Here is a 19222-nt window from a genome sequence, read left to right as displayed (position 1 = left end):
CTATGTGTTGCGATATTGCTCATCTAGCTTCAGGTTTAAAACCCAATCCATCGCTATGCGTGGTTGGGTAGTTTATTTATGGCGTGTTAAAATACTGTTTGACAAAGCTTATGAAATAAGGCCAATTTGGCACAACCGTATGCCCACCTTCGTGTATTCTAAAAACGAGTTTTCCTCCGGATAGAAATTCTCCTACTCCGGGATAACCTAATCCTGTTAAGCCGTTTCCTCCATATAGTTCATAGGCCGGGCTCGCGTATTGAGCACCCAAAAACATTCCTTTTGCATCAATCCAGCTTCCTTCTACACTTGGGTTTCCGGCGCTGACAAAAACGGGGCGCGGTGCTGCAAGTGCAATTAAGTGATGGGCATCAACGGGCAAATCACCAACCGTTAATGGTCCGGCATACTTTATAAAGTTAGGGGCGAACCAATGGTATTCAAAACTAGAGGCTAAGTTTTCCACCTGTTCACCAAAATTTCGTCTTAGGATCTTTGTTCCTCCTGCACCTGCCGACCCAATAAAACCTGCAGCAAATCGCTGGTCGTATGCCATGGTTACCATGGCAGCTTTACCATAACGGGACAGCCCTTCTATGGCTACATTTTTAGCATTAACCTTAGGGTGGGTCTCAAAATAATCAAGTGCACGACTAGCACCCCATGCCCAGGCTTTTAGCGTTCCCCAATCGTCAAGTTTTCTAGGCTCTCCTTTATTTACAAGGCCGATAATTCCTTCTCGAAGTCCTGCGCCGTTGTCGGCCTGATAGCTCGTAGGGATTAAACTAGCATACCCAAAGTTTTCTGCAAGTAATTGTTGCTGCCAAGGATTTTCATCTTCAGCATTTGGATTAAAACCTGCTGGAAAATTCCAATCAAATTTTAATATCACCGGCACCTTATTCGGTGCTTCCTTTGGAAGGGTTAGTGTCATGGTAATCTTCACCTCAATAGCCGGGTAGTTCCTGTTGTCCACTACCCCTGAAAGCTTCTGAATCACCACGGGATATGTACCGATAACTGAATCCCTTTCGGCAATAAGCCTCCAGTGCACTCCAGGGATTTCTTTTGGAAAACGCCCATACACCTCAGCATCAAAATCCTCGAAAATTTCCAATCGACGCTTTTCCCATTGGGAAACTGAGCTCACCATAGAACCCTTATTAAAACGAAGTAGTCCCGGCAACTCATAGGGAAGTACCTTGGACTCATCCGAGTTTGCTGCACTGGGATCGTTTGGATCTCCTGAGGGTCCTGCTCGTAGGGATTCAATGTCCAATTTATCCATCATCAATTTATGGTCCGCAGCACTCAAGCGATGAATGCTGTCCATATTCTGTCTTGAAAATTGGGCATTCGACGGGCTCGAAAGCACAAAAAACAACATGGTGATTAGTGATAGTTGTTTCATCTTTTTATCATTAAATCCCAGCCATCTAATAAACTTAGAACCGCTGGGTTATTTTGCTAATTCTATAAGCTTTTCCACTACGGGTTTGGCGTTATTTTCACGGTCAAACAATAATGGATAATCGGTTCTGCCTCGTACAGGCCAGTTATTTTTCCAGGAATTCCCGTCGTTAATACCCCAAAGGTTAACCCGGGTAATATTGTCTTTATGTTTTAAGAAAAGCTTAAAAAAATCAATAAAACGATGGGTGAATTGCTGCTGTACATCATCAGGCAATCCATTGGGGAAAGGATTCATTTTATCGTCATAAGTATAGGTATCCGATAGTTCTGCACCAGCATCGCCCCAAGGGGATGGCAATACACTTAGTTCCAATTCGGTAATCATAATCTTTCCTAACTTTCCATAAGCTTCTAAACTTTTATCGAACTCCTCCAAATCTGGATTGTTTAGTCCTACATGTCCCTGCATTCCAATACCGTCAATATGAATGCCTTCTCTACGTAATTCCTCAACCATTTTCACCACTCCATTTCGTTTTCTTGGATTGGCCATCGAATAATCATTATAGTATAATTTGGCCTCCGGATCTGCTTGATGGGCAAATTTAAAAGCCAATTTTATAAAGTCTTCACCTAGGATCTTATAGAAATTACTCTGTCTATAGCTACCGTCGTCTTCTATGGCTTCGTTGACAACGTCCCATGAGGCAACTCTTCCCTTATACCTGCCGACTACGGTGAAAATATGTGTTTTCATTCGCTCGGTAAGTACTTCTTTAGACACTAAATCCCCTGCGTTATCGGTAAAGAACCAACGAGGTGCTTGAGAATGCCATATGAGGGTATGTCCATGAATATGCATATCGTTTTGCTCACCAAATTCTACGAATTTGTCTGCCAGTGTGAAATCAAATTCGCCTTCTTTTGGCTGAACTCTTCCACTCTTCATTATATTTTCGGCAACGATGGAATTAAATTGCGTCTTGGCAATATTGAGTTCCTCGGGCCTTCTACCCATCAGCTGCCAAGCGTTCAGTGTGGTACCCATATAGAACTTATCTTTAAATGCTTCTTTTAAGCTAATGTCTTGGCTGTCATTATCAGCAACTGCCTTAGTTGTCGTACAGCTATAAAATGATACTATACCGCCGCATAATAATGGAAAAATAGCACTATGTATTGTTTTTAACATTCCAGTTTATTGTTTAAAAAATGAACTAAAGTTTCAATGCAAAAATTCGTTTTGTGACTGTATTGATGTCAATACAATGACATCTCGATATTATCAAACAGTTCTCCTAAGCTCGACAAAGCCTTAAGTATACTGGTTTCTTTTATGCGTCACCGCGCTTACCGATATAAAAAAACTTCCTCAAGTGAGGAGAACTATGTTGTGTGAAATTACACTTGTCTAAAATTAAATATATGTATGATTATTCTCTGTTTCTTAAGATTCAAATTTAAATGTTATAGTCCCTTCAGCGCTTCAGCGAAACTTTTGTACGCCGGCTTTCTGTTCAAGTTGATATCCCATAAGCCTTGGAATTCTCCAGGTAACCAATTGGCGTCTTCTGCACTATCACTGATTCCCCAAACTGTAATACCATAGCGCTGTTCCTTTGGTACATTTTCGATATAGGCATCAACCACATACTTATACATTTCAGCTTGAAGTTGCAACACCTCATCGGTAGCCTCTGGCGCATTTGTTCTTACATCTAGCTCAGAAACCTTAACAAGTTTACCTGTTTGAGCAAGAAGCTTGAACATTTCAGTGATTTTACCTTTATCAGAATCTATACTTAGATGCATTTGAGTACCAATCCCATCTACTTTAGCTCCTTGACTTTCGATGTAATTTACATATGCGATCAGACCCTTACACTTATCCAGGTTGTATTCAAGGTTATAATCATTTATAAATAGGAGATCTTCAGGCTTGCCATTCTCCCTAGCTAGGTTAAATGCTAAAACAGCATAATCCTCACCAAGGTAGTCTTGCCAATAAAATTCATCACTGCTAATATCACTGTCTGTCTGCGCACTTTTCAATTCATATGGATTACCATCATCCATAGGCTCATTGACAACATCCCATGCATTGACATAAGGCAGTCCGCTTACAACTGTTGAAATCCAACGTTCTAATTCGCTTTTAACAATGGCTTGTTTAACCTCTGTTGATCTCACTAAGATAGTCGTAGATCCGCCACCTCCCGAGGCGCTGGTAAGACTTACATTATCGATATAAACAGTCCCGGCAAATTCACCATAACTAAAAATAAGTCTTTGACGATCAACGGCCGTAGCCGTTGTGGAAAGTTCGACGCGTTGCCAATCTTGGGTTACGCTGACCTGTCCAAAGGCATTGGAGCTATAATCCGGACTTTGCAATTCCGGTCGAATAATACCTTCTGCATTTCCTTTTACCCAAAAGCTCAGGGTATACAGCTCTCCATTTGTTAAAGGCTTTGCAAATTCATAAACCGTTTGTACTTCCCAGAAACCACCTGTTACTGAAGGGTTGGTTACATAAAAAGCCTTGCCCTGATTCCCATATCCAAGACCGTCCTCGGTTATACCTCTTTCTGAGTTATTTCCCCAGCCTCCCCAGCCGGTACCGCTTTCGAAATCGCCATTTTCAACAAGATTGCTCTCGATAGGTTGGCCTTGAGTATCATAAATATAAAGGTTATTAATGTCTATAGAATAGTTTACTCCTGCCAAATAGCCAAAGTCGAAGTTTAAACGAAAAGTTTCTCCTGCGAAGTCCTTAACTCTGAACCTTACTTCTTCCCAGGCAAAATCAGTTTGAAACGACTCGGTGGCTTCACCACTTCCGTTATAATCTAAAAGTGGTAAATTCTCATTTAACCCTTCAAAAGAGATGCGTCCTTGTCCGGGAACGTCAGATTTTATGTAAAATACAACTTCGTATTCGTGTCCTGCAACTACCGGTATTTCAGGCGTCGTTAATTGTACTGTTGCCGGATCTTCATTTGAAGTAGTTACCGCAATGTTAAGAGCATCCGCACCCTCACCTATACCTTGACCATCGCCAATGGTAATGGCTTGACTTGCATTGGTTGTATAACCGGTTAAGCTGCCGTCCTGTATACCTGTTTTATCCAAATCATTTGGAAACGAAGGGGATTCAATTTCAAGTGGAGCCAAGGATCCGTTTAAATAACTTGCGTTTTGGTTAGCATGCCATACAAGCGTATGACCATAGACTGAGGTTCCAACCTGTTCTGCAGCAGTGACAAGCTCATTGACTTGTCTAAGCTCTATAGCACCATCAGCCTGAACCACAGCACCGTGTTTCATGCCATAACCTACAGTGAGTTCATGAAAGTTTTTATTGATCAGCCTATATTGAACACCCTTATTGATATAGTCTGACATTGATACTGCGCCACCTAATTTAAAATTAGCATTGGAGCTACTGTCAATATAACTTTTAAGGGGTTCATACTGATTAATTTCTTCTTGAGCCTCATACCCTTGTGGTTTTTGCACTGCAAACTCTAGTGGATCAGGATCAGCACAGGAAAAGACCATAGCCAATAAACCACTATATACGAGAAAACGATTTATATATTGCATCATCGATTATGTTTTAAATTTATTCTACTACGGGTGAAAAAGTTTCCATGGCAACCCCACGATCTCTAAGGACAAGGGTATCTGTTGTACTCACGGTAATTTCATCCATATTCACTTGATACTCCAGGTAAAGGGCATCACGATCTTCGCCTCCCCAACTTTCCTTTTCGCCGTCTTTTACAAACTTACCGCTACCACTAGCAGTATATTGATCTGAATCCGAAGTTACCGTACAGTTTCCAGCTTCATCAAAGCTTAAAATTAAAGTACAGTTAACAGCATATCCGTCACTGTTTTGAAAAGTTAAATCCAAGGCAGTACCCGTCAAACTACGGGTTGAAAGTGCTATGACTTGGTCATTTTCTACATACTCCTGATGTCTTTTTACAGTATCATCAAGACTTTCGTTCCCGGCAGTTCCTTTAATAACATCCACACCGCGACGCAAGTAATTTCCATCCCAGGCATTTATGTATTGCACTGCGTATAAGATATAGTCCTTAGGTAGTACATCCCAGTCCTCTGCAATAGCCTTTCTTGGATTTGCTGCCAATGGCTTTCCTGAAAGGATAGAATCTGCATTGACCACATTGGTCATTTGAAGTGGAATGACGTAGTTTTTGCTCAGTGCGAGCGGATCAGCAAAAAAAGCCTCACTGAATTGAACCTCAACACCACCGGAGATCTCTCCTTCCGGTATTCTAATCTCGTTGGATGCAAGGGTATAATAGTTCTCTGGCATCGGTAGGACCTTCTGACCTCCTTCTTCAAAAAGAATATTCTCAGTTATGGTATTATCCACTTGGAAATTTATACGAACATCTCGATCATTATGGTACGTCCCCCCAATGGTAGCCATTATTTTGGTTTTCCCTTGGTTATCAAGTGTGGTATCAAAAACATCTTCTCCAAATGTAATTGTCCTTACCGGAAATTGGTAAGCAAAATACACCGTTTGGTACTGATAATCATCAAATTCAGACTTATTATTATGACAAGAAGTCAAAACTGAAAAAGTGAGTAATGCTGCTATATAGAGTTTGATTTTCATTTTGTTTTCTTTGTTTATTAAAAGGGACGGTCTGACTACCACCCATCGTTTTGAATTAGCTTATCGTATTTTAGAACCTCACTAAAAGGGATAGGGCCATATTGCATATAATCTTCGAAAATTCTGTTTTCTACTGTTATGGTTTCATGGGTATCATTAGTGATGCTAACTCCTTTGGCTGGAAGGGTTAAATCATTGCCCCAACGACGTAAGTCCCAAAAGCGAAATCCTTCAAAACACAGTTCTAATCGGCGTTCGTTTCTTATTAATTCACGCATAGATGCTGCATCCAGAGCACTAGCCTCTAAATAGGTGTCAGGCTGAGTAATTCCAGCACGTGCTCTTAGCGCTGCTACAACATCATAGGCTGAGAAACCATGGGCTCCGGTACCTTTAGGCCCCCATGCTTCATTGGCCGCTTCAGCATAAATCAGATACAATTGCGTATACCTCATCCTGGAGGTATAGTGCTGCTGTGTATTGTTAATTACAGGATCTAAGTTTACATCTTGTCTAAGGTGTTTTCTTAAATAGTAACCTGTTCTGGTGGAGGTTTCTACCGCATTTAGTGCATCGTTAGTTGTTCCATCAGTAGCTGTAACAATAGTTGTATTGTTTGCTCCTGCGGTACTTTGATTCACAACCACATAATGGTTTAGTCTAGGGTCTCGGTTTACATAAGGGTTTGATGGATCATATCCGCTCAATGGATCAGAAATTGGATAACCATTTGCCATCGGAAAGGCGTCCACTAAATTCTGTGTAGGATTTACCTCTCCTGATCCAAATAGGGTTGGAGGGAAATTCCTTTTTTCCAAATCATTGGTTTCAACCACATCGGTTCTCCAAATAATTTCCGGTGGATTGTTACCTCCTCCAATTCCACTGATAATAGAAGTGTTTTTATACCAAGTATGACCGTTCTCTGCTATACCTGCTACACCTCCATTGTCGACCAATACTTGTGCGGCGTAATTCGCTACATCTACCCAGGTTGTACTATTTCCTTCTGAGTATGCTGGACTTGCTGCTAATAAAGCGGCCTGTGCCCTAATGGTTTTAGCAATTCTACCTGTCATTCTTTGTTTGGCATATTCACCGAAAACTCTATTGTAATCTGCTAGATTCTCATAGCCTTCCGGCAAATCAGTTTGGGTTTCATAATCCATTGGAAGTAATATTTCGGCTTGCTCCACATCGGCGTATAATTGTTGAATACATTGTTCGAATGTCGCTCTAGGCTGATTAAAATCTGATCCTGTTTCTTCGGGCTCCAATAAAATCGGAATCCCTAGAAGCTCACCATTAGCCCACCCTGCGGTGGTACGTAAAAGGTAGTACATATATAGTGCTCTTAGCCCGTATGCCTCACCTTTAAGTCTGTCATTAAACATCTTACTTATACCTTCATCGGTTGACCAAGAAACCTTGTCTGCCTCAGCTAAGAATATATTGATATACTGAATAGCTGCTCTTGCATTACGCCATTGATCGAATGGATTGTTTTGTGAGGTCCACTGACCGGTTGCCACTTCGCGATAGTTGTTCCCATTTAGGTTGCTGACCGCATCGTCTGTCGCCACATCATCAAAAGAATAACCGTTGTTTGGCAAACGTGTATAGGCGTTGAGTAAAATACCTTGGGCGTACTCTGCTTCAGCATACATATCATCAAGGCTTCTATTATTCTCTATAGCGGGTTCTATAAGATCATCACAACCCGTGATTGCGACGATTAAAAATAGAAGAAGTAGTAGTTTACTTTTCATTTCCATTACTGTTTAAGTTTTTAAAATATTGCTTTTACGCCCAGGTTAAAAAATCGATTTTGAGGGGCTCTTCCTACGTTTAACTCGAGTACTTCACGTTCAGAAGACACGGTTAATAAATTACTACCATTGATATAAACTCCTATTTCATTTACAAAGGATTTTGCAAATAACCCTTTAGGTAAATTATAGGAAACTTGAACTTTGGCCAGGTCAAAACGATCCGTACTGTAAAGCCAGAAATCCGATGATCTAAAGTTGTTGTTACTGTTGGTTGTGGTCAATCTTGGATAGCTTGCAATTGCGCTTGTTTCAGGCGTCCAACGATCACGGGCTATAATGGAATACTTATCCTCACCATCCATCCAGTAGTACGAACTATTTTTCATAGCGTGGGCTCCGAAACGCCCAACCCCTAGGACGAAAAATGTGAAATCTTTCCATTTGGCTGTGAAATTCACCCCTAGGGTAAATGGTGAACCATACCAGCCTCCTTTGGCTAGATATACCTCATCTTGATTGTCGATTACTCCGTCACCATTTTGATCCTTGTATTTAATATCACCCGGTGCTACTTGTCCAAAACTTTGAGTCGCTGAATTGTCGATTTCTTCAACACTTGAGAAAAGTCCATCGCTCTCTAGACCCCAAATAGCATCTAAAGCATTTCCTTGTCTGTTTTGATAGGCGTCTTCATACATTTCTGCACGTTTGGTTGCTTCAGTTTTATAATAAGAACCAACGACTCCAAAGCTTGTTTCTACTTCACCAAATTGCTGTTTCCAATTGATGTTAAAATCAAACCCTAAACGTTTATCCTCATTGTAATTCACATAAGGGATAAAGGAAGAATTAGGCCATCCGGTACTGAAGTAGTTTGGATACAAAATTGAGGCTTGTACAACTCCACCTGACATTTTATTGGCGAAAAACGATCCTTGAAACTGAAGTCGTTCATCAAACATGGTGGCTTGAACGCCTAAATTGATTTCTTTCCTTTTTGCAAAGGTCAAATCCATATTCTCACCTCGTCTAGAATCTGTAGAGCGGCTTAAAGCGCCATCTCTCCAGTTAAACCAAGCACCGTCAGTCTGGGTGTAGATACTCTGGTAAAGAAAGTAATCAGTTATGTCAATATCGGTATGTAGAATCCCAGCGGAAACTGTAAACTTCAGTTCATCAACGATTTCTGAATCTTTTAAGAAATCTTCCTCACTTAAACGCCATCCTAATGAAACAGTTGGTGAAAAAGCCTCACGGTTACCTTCCGGTAATTTTGCGGAGTGCACTACTGCACCGCTAAAATTTACAAAGTATTTATCTAAATAGTCATAACCGAGGTATAATCCTAAATTGGCATTACTAGTACGGTGGTACTCTTCTGATATCGATTGCTGATATCCGTTGGCTATAAGCATTGCAGAAAGGTTGTGATCCTGTTCGAACACAGTTTCGTAATTGAATTGACCTGAAAAGGAAATCGTTTGTCTGTACCAACTATCACTGATATTCTGAACTCCTGATTTACTATCTTGACCATATTGGGTTAATCCGGAAATTAAATCAGATCCATTATAATTGGTCCAACTCGGCTGATAAACGGCATAACCATTATTATAAGACTGGTTATAGGAAGTCGAATAATCCACTCCAAATTTTGAATGAAAACTTAATCCTTCTAAAATATTTCCAAGGTCGGCCCCAACACCGGTGTTAAATTGGAATTGTCTACTGGTATAGTTATTACTTCCACCGGCATAGATCGCGGCAAAGGGATTGGATTGATCCAATTGAGTTCCTCCTAAAAGGTACTTCCCATTTATTATATTACTACTGTTATTCACATATTGCATTGAACTCTCATCACTTGGTTCAATCATATCAATTGGGATTAACGGAGTAAATCTATTCGGTCTTAAAATTGCAGCATCTGCCCAATAATCTGCATTAACACCCCAACCATTATAATATACGGCAGATGCATCCACCGTAGCATAAATGGTTTTTGTGATGTTAATATCAACGTTTCCACGGATATTAAATCGTTGGGTTCTGTTGTTTTGGGATTCTCCAAAATCCATCAGTGAACCTTCAGTGGAAAATCCTAAATTGGTATAATATTGGGCGGTCTCATTTCCCCCTGTAATTTGAGCTGTCGCCTCGTGACGATTATAGGTTTCCTTTATATAATCTGATGAGTAATAGTTCACATCCGGAAACCTATAAGAATTCTTTCCGGATCCATAGTTGTAGATGGTTTCTTCATCGTATAATTGACCTAAACCATCATTTGCTCTTGCTTCATTATACAAAGTCATATATTCTGCAGAACCTAGGTATTTAGGATAACTTTTAGGAACTAAAATTCCAGTGTTTATATTTACTTTGATTTCTTGTTTTTGTATCTTACCTCTTTTGGTGGTAATTTGAACAACACCTTTAGCAGCTTGGCTACCGTATAAGGCCACTGCCGAGATCCCTTTTAGGACCGTAATTTGTTCAATTTCCGTTGGATTAATGCTTCCTGCATCTCGTGGAACACCATCGATTAGAACCAAATACTTATCCATTCCCCAAATGTTTCCATGAAAACCGTTGACAAAGGCTTCCATATTCTCAAGGCTACCCGTATTGTAGTTCTTCTCCATGAGCTCTTCATAATCCACAACAGACACGCCATCGATTAAATTTCGCTTTTCTACGGTTCTAAATGCCACATTAACGTCCTTGTACTCCGCTAATGGTTTAAGAAGAACCGTATTTAAATCTGGTTTAACAATAACGGTTTTTGGTGTGTATTGATTTGCCTCAACGACCAAATTAGAGAGTAAGCGCGTTGAGATAGAGAAACTGCCCTGTGAATCTGTAAGGACTTGCTCACCTGATTCTGTCCTGACAATTGCTCCAACTAGCGGCGTCCCTTGTTTGCCTCTGACGGTGGCCTGCAGATCGATAAGATCTGAGGTTTGTGCGAGCCCCATAAAGGGCAACATGGCAATTAGTGCACAAAAGGCTATTTTAAATTTTATATTATTCATTCTGTATATCTTTAAGTTGAACACTATATGGTTACCATCCCGGGTTTTGACTAAATTCCAAATACATATTTACGTCCACATTCTTTAGAGGTAGCCAATAGTGTTTGCTACTAAAATTTCTTTCAAGAATTATTTCTTCCCTTAGGTTTAGAACTCGGTTTTGAGTTGGGTCATCAGTATTGAGTTCCCCGGCTCTATCAAATTCTACTGATTTCTTTAGTGTATAAGGACTTTCGATAAGCAACAACCACCGTCTTAGATCGTTAAATCTGTGGCCTTCATATGCCAGCTCAACGGCGCGTTCTCTGCGAACCTCACCCATAAAAGCATCCAAAGAGCCTAAAAACTCAGCTGCTACATGACCAACCCCAGCGCGGTCTCTTACAATATTAATGGCATCCACAGCGGTCTTACTATATCCAGAGGCTTGGCCCGTGGCAGATCCGTATGCCTGGGCTGCTGCTTCGGCATACATAAGGTATACATCTGATAGTCTCATGTACGGAAGGTGAATATTAAGGTTGTTTCCGTAACCGTAACCGTCGTCATACTTATTTGCTGTTCTTGGAATAAACTTATACAATAGGTAACCTGTTCTACTCCCTGTACTTATGTTTCTATAGCTTCCTCCAGTAAAGAGATTTGCATAACGGTTAAATTCCTCCTCTGGCGGCATTGAACCTTGAACGGCTCGAACCCCGTCAAACATAATGTCATTATAGAATCTTGGATCTCTATCTTTCCATGGATATTCAGGGTCATAACCTGATTCGGTATCAGCCTGTGTAATATCCTCAATTGGCATTCCGTTAGCCATTCCGTAGAAATCTACATAATTGGCTGTCGGAAGGAATTTCACATCACCGTCTGTTAGGATTGGGGCAGGTTGATATTGTTTTGCAGTACCATAGGTAGATCCATGCGCTCCAAAATAAGGGCCTCTAAAAATAGCCTCTGTACTCCCTGGCATTTGCCAGTTTTGACCAGTGGTATAGAAGTTTAAATGATAATCTGAAAATGGTAAGAGGGAATACCCGGCTTGACCCGATTCAGTGAGGTTCAGTAATTCACCAAAGGCCTCAGCAGCTTTTTGTGCATAAGCAGTATTATAACCGGTATTACCTGTGGATTCCTTATTCATTAGTGGGCTAGCAGCCCATAAATAGTTCTTACCTAAATAACCAAGTGCCATTATTTTATTGATTCGCAATTGGTTTTTACCTAAGGTCGCCGTTCCGGCAGCAGTGTCGTCCCAGTCGATTGGTAATAAATCCGCTGCAGCGCGGAAATCTTGTGCAGCAAGTTCAGCTGCTTCGTGATAGCTTAAGCGAGGTAATTTGAGGGGTTCATCACTTGGTAATACCTCATTTATATAAGGTAGCCCTCCAAAATATTGGATAAATTGGAAATGGAACCACGCTCTAAAGAATAAGAGCTGCCCTTTGATTAAATTCTTTTCTTCTTGACTAGCATCGGTTAGAAGATCCAAATTTGCAAGGCCAATATTCGTTTTACGAATACCGTACCACCCCAATTGCCATAGAGATTTTGTAAATCTATCGTCATTGGTGTTGGTATTATTTCTATCCATCCACCCGGCTTGCCAACCATCAAATTCTGATTGCCATCCCCAGAAGTCTCCATTTTCAATCTTGCACAAAAAGTGAAAGTCTCTAGCGGTGGACTGAATTTCATCATCTCCCCAGTTCCAGGAATTTGTCCAATAGGCATTGGTGAAATCTGGAATACAGTGGTACAATTCTTCAGTATAGCCCTGAAAATTAGTGAAATTCTTAAATGCTTCTGCTTCTGAAACTATGGACTCATCCTCCCTATCCAGATACTTTTCGCAGGAAGAAATCATTATCATAACACCAATGGCAAAGCTAAATTTTATAATATGTTTAAAATAATTTTTCATACGACGCTAGTTTAAAATGTAATATTAACTCCTAAGTTATATCGCTTTACAGTAGGGTAGGCTCCCTGAGAAGCCCATCCTGTTCCAGCAAAATTTGATTCCCTGTCGTCTGGCATATCCGACCATAGAAATAGGTTGTTACCGCTTAGAAATATTCTGAGGTCCTGAATTCCTAATCGTTGAGCCAAACTTGAATTGCCATCAAACGTATATGCTATTTCCGCATTTTTAAGACGTAGATAAGATCCGTCATAGAAAAACCTATTGGCATCATTAAATCCACTAGGCGTGGTAAGCCATCTCGGCATAGGAGTATCGCCATGGATGTTATCTTTTGACCAGTAACTTCCCTCATCATAAACAATGTGGTTCTGACTTGTTAAACTTCCCAATACCACCTGACGTGATACATTGTTGACTCCGTAGAACTGTACATAAGCACTAAAGCCCTTCCAATCAACCCCTGTAGTAACATTATAGGTGTTTTGTGGAGATCCTGTAAAACCATAAGGAATATTATCATACGAATCGATTACCCCATCTGCATTAAAATCTATGATATGATAGTTCCCAGGTAATTTTTGACTGTCGTTCGCATTGTGTATAGTACTTGAGTAAAGCTCATCCCAAGTATTGTAATAACCGGGAGTTACATGAGAATAAGCTTGTCCAATTTGAAATCCAGCTCTTTTTTGGTAATCAGGTAATAAAGCAGGATCATCTGCGTAGATTACCTCATTTTTAGAATGAGTCATATTGATGTTTGACCAAAGTCTTAATCCACTTGGGAATCGGTGACTTAGATTAAGTTCAAATTCAAAACCTTTATTTAGTACATGTCCAAGGTTAGCCACCGGAGCTTCAGTACCATAATACGAAGGTATTGCTCTATCTCCCCCATTGATCAAAATATCCGTTCTCTCATCCCTAAAGTAATCAAAGCTACCTTTGATGAATCCATTGAGAAATCCAAAGTCAACTCCGACGTTTGTTTTCTTTACCTTTTCCCAAGAAACTTCGGGATTACCTACAGATTGTTCGGTATACCAAGTATACGGGCTTTGTTCTGCAGCCTCACCTGTCATTCCCATTCTCGCTAGGCCACTGTAACCCCATTGTGTCATATATAAGAATCTTCCTGCCACATTATCATCTCCAATCTCACCGTAATTTGCTCTAAATTTAATCATGTCTATGAATGAAGCAGACTCAAGAAATTTTTCTCTTGAAATGATCCAACCAATCCCTCCGGATGAGAAAAAAGCAAATCGATTTTCCGGACTAAATTTTTCAGAACCGTTATAGGCTCCATTATATTCAAGGGTGTATTTGTTATCTAAAGTATAGGTTGTTCTAAAAACCCAATCTTCTCTATATCGAGGAATCTCACTACCGGTGGCGTTTTCATTCCTGTTCATAAGTCCCATCGCGGAAACATCATGTCGACCACCAAAGTTTTTAGCATATCGCAGTTGAAACTGATAAAATAGTTTTCTATGAGAAGCCCAATCCCTAACAGACCCGGCACTTGGAGACCATTTTACGCCTTCTTGAAAATCAAAGCGGCTATTAGCATCATATGCTTTCTTATAGAGTGTAACCCCTGTTACCGGATCAATCCATTTTTCCTGTGCGTCATTGTACAAGTCATTAATCCCACGGTCACCTTCAACAAAGGTATTATCTAGTGCAACTGTTCCACTAAAATCAAGACCATCTAAAATCATATCTAAATCCTGATTCAAAGTAAAGTTTGTGGTTAATCGGGTAGTGGTGGTATACTGAACCCCACTAAGACCTAACACTCTAACAGAGTTGGTAGCCCCTCCTTCATTTGGTGCATAATACCCCCAAGTTCCATCTGAATATCTTGGAAGGAATACATCCGGTGCAGTACTATATGCTGCAACCCACATGCTATATTCACCTCCACTGGCACCCCAAGGACTTTTCTTAACCCCACGGGATCCTGCTAGGTTTACTTGAAACAAGGTAGAAGGTGTTAATTGAAAATCAAGATTCCCACGAACATTCAAGCGATTGTATCCATACCCAGGTTCGTAGCCCCGGTTATTGTCATATTTTTGCATCAAATCTCCCTCTCTAAGGAAATCTGCTGTTGTAAAGTATTTTACAAAGTCTGTACCCCCGCTCACATTCACGTTTGCGTTGTAAGACATGGTGTAATCACGAAACAGGGTATTTGCCCAATCGACGTTCGGATAACGCTCTCGCTCTTCTAGATTTGCTGGGTTTCTGTACTTATCAATAATATCTATCGGCAAGTAATCATTCCAACCATTAGGATTTAAACCGAGTTCATTTTCAATAGCACGATTACGAACCATTAAAGCACCATAGGAATCAAGTTTACCCGGCAATTTAGATGGCACTTTCATGGTAGTGTTTACCTTAACTCTGATGGTAGCCTCTCCCTTCTTACCTCTCTTTGTGGTAACCAGAATTACACCATTAGCACCACGCACCCCGTAAACGGCTGTTGCAGAGGCATCTTTTAATACAGAGATGGACTCCACTGAGCTAATAGCTACGCTAGACATGGGTCTCTCGACACCGTCAACAAGAATAAGTGGTTCAGAACTGTTCCACGTGCTTTGCCCGCGAATTAGGATTCGAGGCTCTTCTTCCCCTGGCATCCCAGTACTTGCACTGGTGACAACACCTGGTACATTACCAGTTAAGGCAGATCCAATATTGGATACTCCACCAGTTCTCTCTAGTACTTCACCTCCTACTTCAACAATAGAAGCCACAACAGCTTCTCTTTTTTGTTGGCCATAACCTACAATAATTACTTCCTCCAGGGTCTGGGAATCTACTTCCAAGGCCACATTAATAACAGACTGGTCACCGATTATTCGCTCCACGGTCTTAAAACCAATATAGCTAAAGACAAGTGTAGCGTCTGAAGGCGCTTCAATAGAATAATTTCCTTCCATATCGGTTACTACGCCAACGCCGGTCACTTCTTTAACAAGTACATTAACACCGGGTACACCAAGGTTATCTTCTGAAGATATAACTCGTCCGGTTATAGTACGTTGCACACTATCGTTAGCATAAGACGAAGTAGAAAAAAGAAACAAAATCAATAGCCCCAAAAACATAGTTATAGTTTGGTAAGGGCGACTTAGTAAATTTATTTTCATATTAAAATGTTTTAAACTCTTGATAAAATGATTAGAAATCACTTCAGATAACTGACCGTCAACAACCTACAACGTTGTAGTAGTCAGCGATAAAGAAAAAGCGACATTTCTTGGATCATTCCAGTGGAGTTCATCCATTTTGTGAAAAGATTTTTTTTGAAGTGGTGTTGGATAATAATGTGTCATTTTTTAGTGGGATTAGTTAATTAAAAATATTGGTAGTTGATTCCCTTATTGTGATTTAAATAATTAATACTGAAGTGAAAATCTCAGTTTATATAGATTAATAGCACTTAGAAAAGCAAACAACTGTTAATTATTCCTTAAAACAATTGTCTCAAATATATCTGTTAATTAAGCTGTTTAACAATGGCATGTTACAAAAACATAACACCTTGTTACATTGGGAAAAAATGAGGAAAAATAAGGGATAAAATCGATCAAAATCGGGCTTGATTTAGTAATATTTTATGATTTAAATCGCTGAATTACAGTTGCTTGAATTGTGATGTGTTTTTGATACAAACAATATTACTTAAAAATGTTAATTTTACACTTAAGATTGAATCTAGAGGCAGAAAACATATGAAATTATTGCATTTTGATGTAATTTGAGCAAAAAATAAGGCTGGTTTTTGGTGTCTTTTTGGCAAGAAGAGCTGTTAGTTGACATATTATTTAACAGAAATTTAATCTAGAAAACAAAAGCAGAGTACGGTTGTTTAAACCATGCTTAACATTGTGATTTAAAAATCACAGGATTTAAAACACCACTGTCCGATAAAAATATAAAATGAAATCGAAGCACCTAAATTAGTTGCAGATCAAGTATTTTTATTCTACTTTTCAAAGTAAAACCGCCTGTTCAAATAAACTGAGTTGGTGGAGGTTGCTTTTGTCTCTTATACAGGCTTTGGTATATCTTAACAGTATACCTGATCCCTAAAATGTTTAACTTTAAATCTCGGGGAGCAAGATGAACCCCTTAAAAATTCGAACTAAACCCACAAGACATTATTCATTCATGAAAAACGGCTTTTCTTTTACCGGCCTTATCTTTACTATTATAGGGTTGATGCTCGTCTTCTTCTGGAAGCTTAAAACATTAGGTTTTATTTTGTTAGGTATCGGTTTTTTGTATTACACCGTGATCTTAATTAAAGAAATTAAAAAGAATAACAGCTAAAGATTTCCCCTCTTAAATTTCCTTCTTTCAAATTAATAGCAACAATTGCTTTGTTTTTAGACCTTGGATCGTGTATGGGCAAAGAATAAGCCTTAGTGAACTAACATTAGTTTACAGTTTTTTCGATTTTGTATGATGTGGTTCCGTCTGTAATAATTATTTCGTAGTCCCCTTTTTCTAAACCAAGATGAAGGGTACTCAGGCTATCCTTAGTACTAACTTCCAATAATATCCATTGGAACCCCATAGTTTATGTCTTCACCCTTTTTATAGGCCAATACCATTAGCGGATAGTTAATATCAATATCAAGGACTGAAATAGCCACGTTTTGATTTCCGTACTCAAATAACCAATGGGGTCTATCATTTATATAATGGGTATTAGGATGAAAGACGACAATATCAAACCAGCCTTTCCCATGTTCATATTTGTAGGGATTTCCTGTGGAATCCATTAATATTGATGCTTCCTGAATGTTTAGCGCCTTCAAAAAAGGACGATTAAATTCTGGCTTGCTTTTCTCAAGATAAGCCGTCTGATTAATGGTAATCGGGTCAGTATTGGTGTATTCAGACAATATTCCTGCCATAGCCTTTCCCCACTGTTTGTGCTCTCCTTCCATACCGTGATCAAATCCACAGTATCTTAAAAATTTTTCATCAGGGTGTTGTCTCATCACTTCTACAATATTTTCTGCCTGCTCTATATTCTGACATTCAAAAATATGAGAAGAATAAAAATGTGATAGGCAATACTATAACGCAATCACAACATAGAAGATACCACACTACCAAATATATGAAAGAGTTTTACAGGCAAAGATTCTTTTTAGATGGCACAACCAATAAACAGTATATTGATTACTTGGAACTGACAGAATCCCGTGAATCTTCCCAAATGGCATTAAAAAAAGCAGATGAATCTATTAAACTTGCCCAAGAATCTGCTATGTTAGCTAAAAAATCAACAAATTTTGACGGCTGGGCTTTAGGGATATCAATAGTTACAGCACTGGCCTCTATTGGTTTATCCCTATATCAACTAACCAGACCAATATTAACATATCCCCAACCACCTTATGATGTGAACATCACTAAGACTCTGAATGTCAAACTAGCTGAACCAGTGGGAATTAAACAATCCGACACCATTAAAACGAAGTGACTTGATACATCCTAGAGCTCTTTCACCTATAAAAATAGCGAATGAAAACCTAAATGAAATTCTTAAGGTTATCAAGTAATAAGTTAATACATGTAATGGAAATATTGACTGAACTTATAATTTTGTATCTTTGAATCAAAGCTTAAATTATGGACTTAGATACTCGAAAAATAGCCTTTGTACAGGAGTTCTTAAAACTTCAGAGTGAAGATGTCGTCTCAAGATTCGAAAAAATATTAAAAAAGGAAAAAAAGAATACCTCTGAAAATCTTTATGAACCAATGTCCCATGAGGAGTTGAATAAACGAATCGACCAATCTGAAGCAGATTTCCGTAGTAATCGATTTAAAAGTAGTTCCGAACTTCTAGCTAAATACCAGTAATGACATTAAAAATTATTTGGTCAGAATTTGCGGAAACGCAACTTGACGAAATCTATAATTATTACGCAAAAGAAGCGAGTCCGAGAGTAGCCAAGAAGCTATTAAAAGGAATTATCCATGAACCCGAAAAGTTGATAAAAACACCAAATATCGGACAAGAGGAGGAACTCCTAAAACAAAGAAAGGTTCAATACAGATATTTAATCATTAGTGTCCGGTAAAACCGGAATTCGATTAATTTATGTATTTACATCACTGATTATCAGTGATGGTTTGTTCTATTATCAAAAGTAAGCCCCCTGCATTTCTGGGAACAGTGAATTTTGATAATTCATTTTATTTTCGTTTAGGATCTTCCTCCAAGTGCCTTCAGGGTCTTCCATAAATCCATATATATCTACATAGTTCATCAGTTGTTGCCTTATCAAGGAGACCAAGTTGGAAAAGGCCCATTTGCGCTTTACCTTGTTCTTTACTAGGGTTATCAATAGGTTAGCCAGCATCGCTGCCCATATCTGTG

The 19222-nt window shown here is 39.3% G+C and carries 12 protein-coding genes and 1 pseudogene; 3 read left to right on the top strand and 10 right to left on the bottom strand.

From position 1 onward, the window contains the following. Positions 1-76: 76 nt before the first annotated feature. From ACN0TV_RS16540 to ACN0TV_RS16500, 9 genes are all read right to left on the bottom strand, one after another. Positions 77-1411, bottom strand: a complete 1335-nt coding sequence (locus ACN0TV_RS16540; protein ID WP_417364385.1) for an acetylxylan esterase — start codon at positions 1409-1411, stop codon at positions 77-79. A 48-nt stretch (positions 1412-1459) separates the two neighbouring features. Next, positions 1460-2605 carry an endo-1,4-beta-xylanase gene (locus tag ACN0TV_RS16535; protein ID WP_417364383.1) on the bottom strand — a complete coding sequence of 382 codons (1146 nt, stop codon included), beginning with the start codon at positions 2603-2605 and terminating at the stop codon, positions 1460-1462. A gap of 275 nt (positions 2606-2880) precedes the next feature. Further along, on the bottom strand, positions 2881-5022 hold the full coding sequence (locus ACN0TV_RS16530) for an endo-1,4-beta-xylanase (protein ID WP_417364382.1): 2142 nt from the start codon (positions 5020-5022) through the stop codon (positions 2881-2883). Between the two features lie 16 nt (positions 5023-5038). After that, positions 5039-6070, bottom strand: coding sequence for a DUF5627 domain-containing protein (locus ACN0TV_RS16525; protein WP_417364380.1), 1032 nt, complete (start codon positions 6068-6070; stop codon positions 5039-5041). Between the two features lie 35 nt (positions 6071-6105). Further along, a complete protein-coding gene (locus tag ACN0TV_RS16520) occupies positions 6106-7839 on the bottom strand; it encodes a RagB/SusD family nutrient uptake outer membrane protein (RefSeq protein ID WP_417364378.1) in 1734 nt (577 codons plus the stop codon). Positions 7840-7859: 20 nt separating this feature from the next. Then, the gene (locus tag ACN0TV_RS16515; RefSeq protein ID WP_417364377.1) at positions 7860-10877 is read right to left on the bottom strand and encodes a SusC/RagA family TonB-linked outer membrane protein; all 3018 of its coding nucleotides are present in this window, start codon (positions 10875-10877) and stop codon (positions 7860-7862) included. A gap of 31 nt (positions 10878-10908) precedes the next feature. Continuing rightward, the gene (locus ACN0TV_RS16510; protein WP_417364375.1) at positions 10909-12798 is read right to left on the bottom strand and encodes a RagB/SusD family nutrient uptake outer membrane protein; all 1890 of its coding nucleotides are present in this window, start codon (positions 12796-12798) and stop codon (positions 10909-10911) included. Between the two features lie 11 nt (positions 12799-12809). After that, entirely contained in the window at positions 12810-15968 is a 3159-nt protein-coding gene (locus ACN0TV_RS16505) for a SusC/RagA family TonB-linked outer membrane protein (RefSeq protein WP_417364373.1), read from the bottom strand. Between the two features lie 1401 nt (positions 15969-17369). Then, a complete protein-coding gene (locus ACN0TV_RS16500) occupies positions 17370-17831 on the bottom strand; it encodes a hypothetical protein (protein WP_417364371.1) in 462 nt (153 codons plus the stop codon). A 122-nt stretch (positions 17832-17953) separates the two neighbouring features. Here ACN0TV_RS16500 and ACN0TV_RS16495 point away from each other — a divergent pair, with 122 nt between their 5' ends. The 3 genes from ACN0TV_RS16495 (at position 17954) to ACN0TV_RS16485 (ending at position 18923) form a co-directional block, all read left to right on the top strand. Next, positions 17954-18319, top strand: coding sequence for a hypothetical protein (locus tag ACN0TV_RS16495; protein ID WP_417364369.1), 366 nt, complete (start codon positions 17954-17956; stop codon positions 18317-18319). A 149-nt stretch (positions 18320-18468) separates the two neighbouring features. After that, positions 18469-18702, top strand: coding sequence for a hypothetical protein (locus ACN0TV_RS16490; protein ID WP_417364367.1), 234 nt, complete (start codon positions 18469-18471; stop codon positions 18700-18702). Beyond that, positions 18702-18923: a type II toxin-antitoxin system RelE/ParE family toxin gene (locus tag ACN0TV_RS16485; protein WP_417364365.1), complete on the top strand. Its 222-nt coding sequence runs from the start codon at positions 18702-18704 to the stop codon at positions 18921-18923. Before ACN0TV_RS16490 ends, ACN0TV_RS16485 begins: the two co-directional genes overlap by 1 nt. Positions 18924-18986: 63 nt before the next feature. Here the strand turns inward: ACN0TV_RS16485 and ACN0TV_RS16480 are convergent. Further along, positions 18987-19222, bottom strand: a pseudogene (locus tag ACN0TV_RS16480) (hypothetical protein); the annotation flags it as partial.

The organism is Galbibacter sp. (assembly GCF_048266365.1).
Classification (GTDB): Bacteria; Bacteroidota; Bacteroidia; order Flavobacteriales; family Flavobacteriaceae; genus Galbibacter.
The sequence above is the reverse complement of the archived record's forward strand: the minus strand, read 5'-3'. Positions and strand labels throughout refer to the sequence as shown.

Excerpts from the sequence above, each read along its gene's own strand:
- ACN0TV_RS16505 (WP_417364373.1), bottom strand. The coding sequence starts at position 15,968 with ATGAAAATAAATTTACTAAGTCGCCCTTACCAAACTATAACTATGTTT.
- ACN0TV_RS16495 (WP_417364369.1), top strand. The coding sequence starts at position 17,954 with ATGAAAGAGTTTTACAGGCAAAGATTCTTTTTAGATGGCACAACCAAT.
- ACN0TV_RS16525 (WP_417364380.1), bottom strand. The coding sequence starts at position 6,070 with ATGAAAATCAAACTCTATATAGCAGCATTACTCACTTTTTCAGTTTTG.
- ACN0TV_RS16535 (WP_417364383.1), bottom strand. The coding sequence starts at position 2,605 with ATGTTAAAAACAATACATAGTGCTATTTTTCCATTATTATGCGGCGGT.
- ACN0TV_RS16520 (WP_417364378.1), bottom strand. The coding sequence starts at position 7,839 with ATGAAAAGTAAACTACTACTTCTTCTATTTTTAATCGTCGCAATCACG.
- ACN0TV_RS16500 (WP_417364371.1), bottom strand. The coding sequence starts at position 17,831 with ATGAGACAACACCCTGATGAAAAATTTTTAAGATACTGTGGATTTGAT.
- ACN0TV_RS16540 (WP_417364385.1), bottom strand. The coding sequence starts at position 1,411 with ATGAAACAACTATCACTAATCACCATGTTGTTTTTTGTGCTTTCGAGC.
- ACN0TV_RS16530 (WP_417364382.1), bottom strand. The coding sequence starts at position 5,022 with ATGATGCAATATATAAATCGTTTTCTCGTATATAGTGGTTTATTGGCT.
- ACN0TV_RS16485 (WP_417364365.1), top strand. The coding sequence starts at position 18,702 with ATGACATTAAAAATTATTTGGTCAGAATTTGCGGAAACGCAACTTGAC.
- ACN0TV_RS16490 (WP_417364367.1), top strand. The coding sequence starts at position 18,469 with ATGGACTTAGATACTCGAAAAATAGCCTTTGTACAGGAGTTCTTAAAA.
- ACN0TV_RS16510 (WP_417364375.1), bottom strand. The coding sequence starts at position 12,798 with ATGAAAAATTATTTTAAACATATTATAAAATTTAGCTTTGCCATTGGT.
- ACN0TV_RS16515 (WP_417364377.1), bottom strand. The coding sequence starts at position 10,877 with ATGAATAATATAAAATTTAAAATAGCCTTTTGTGCACTAATTGCCATG.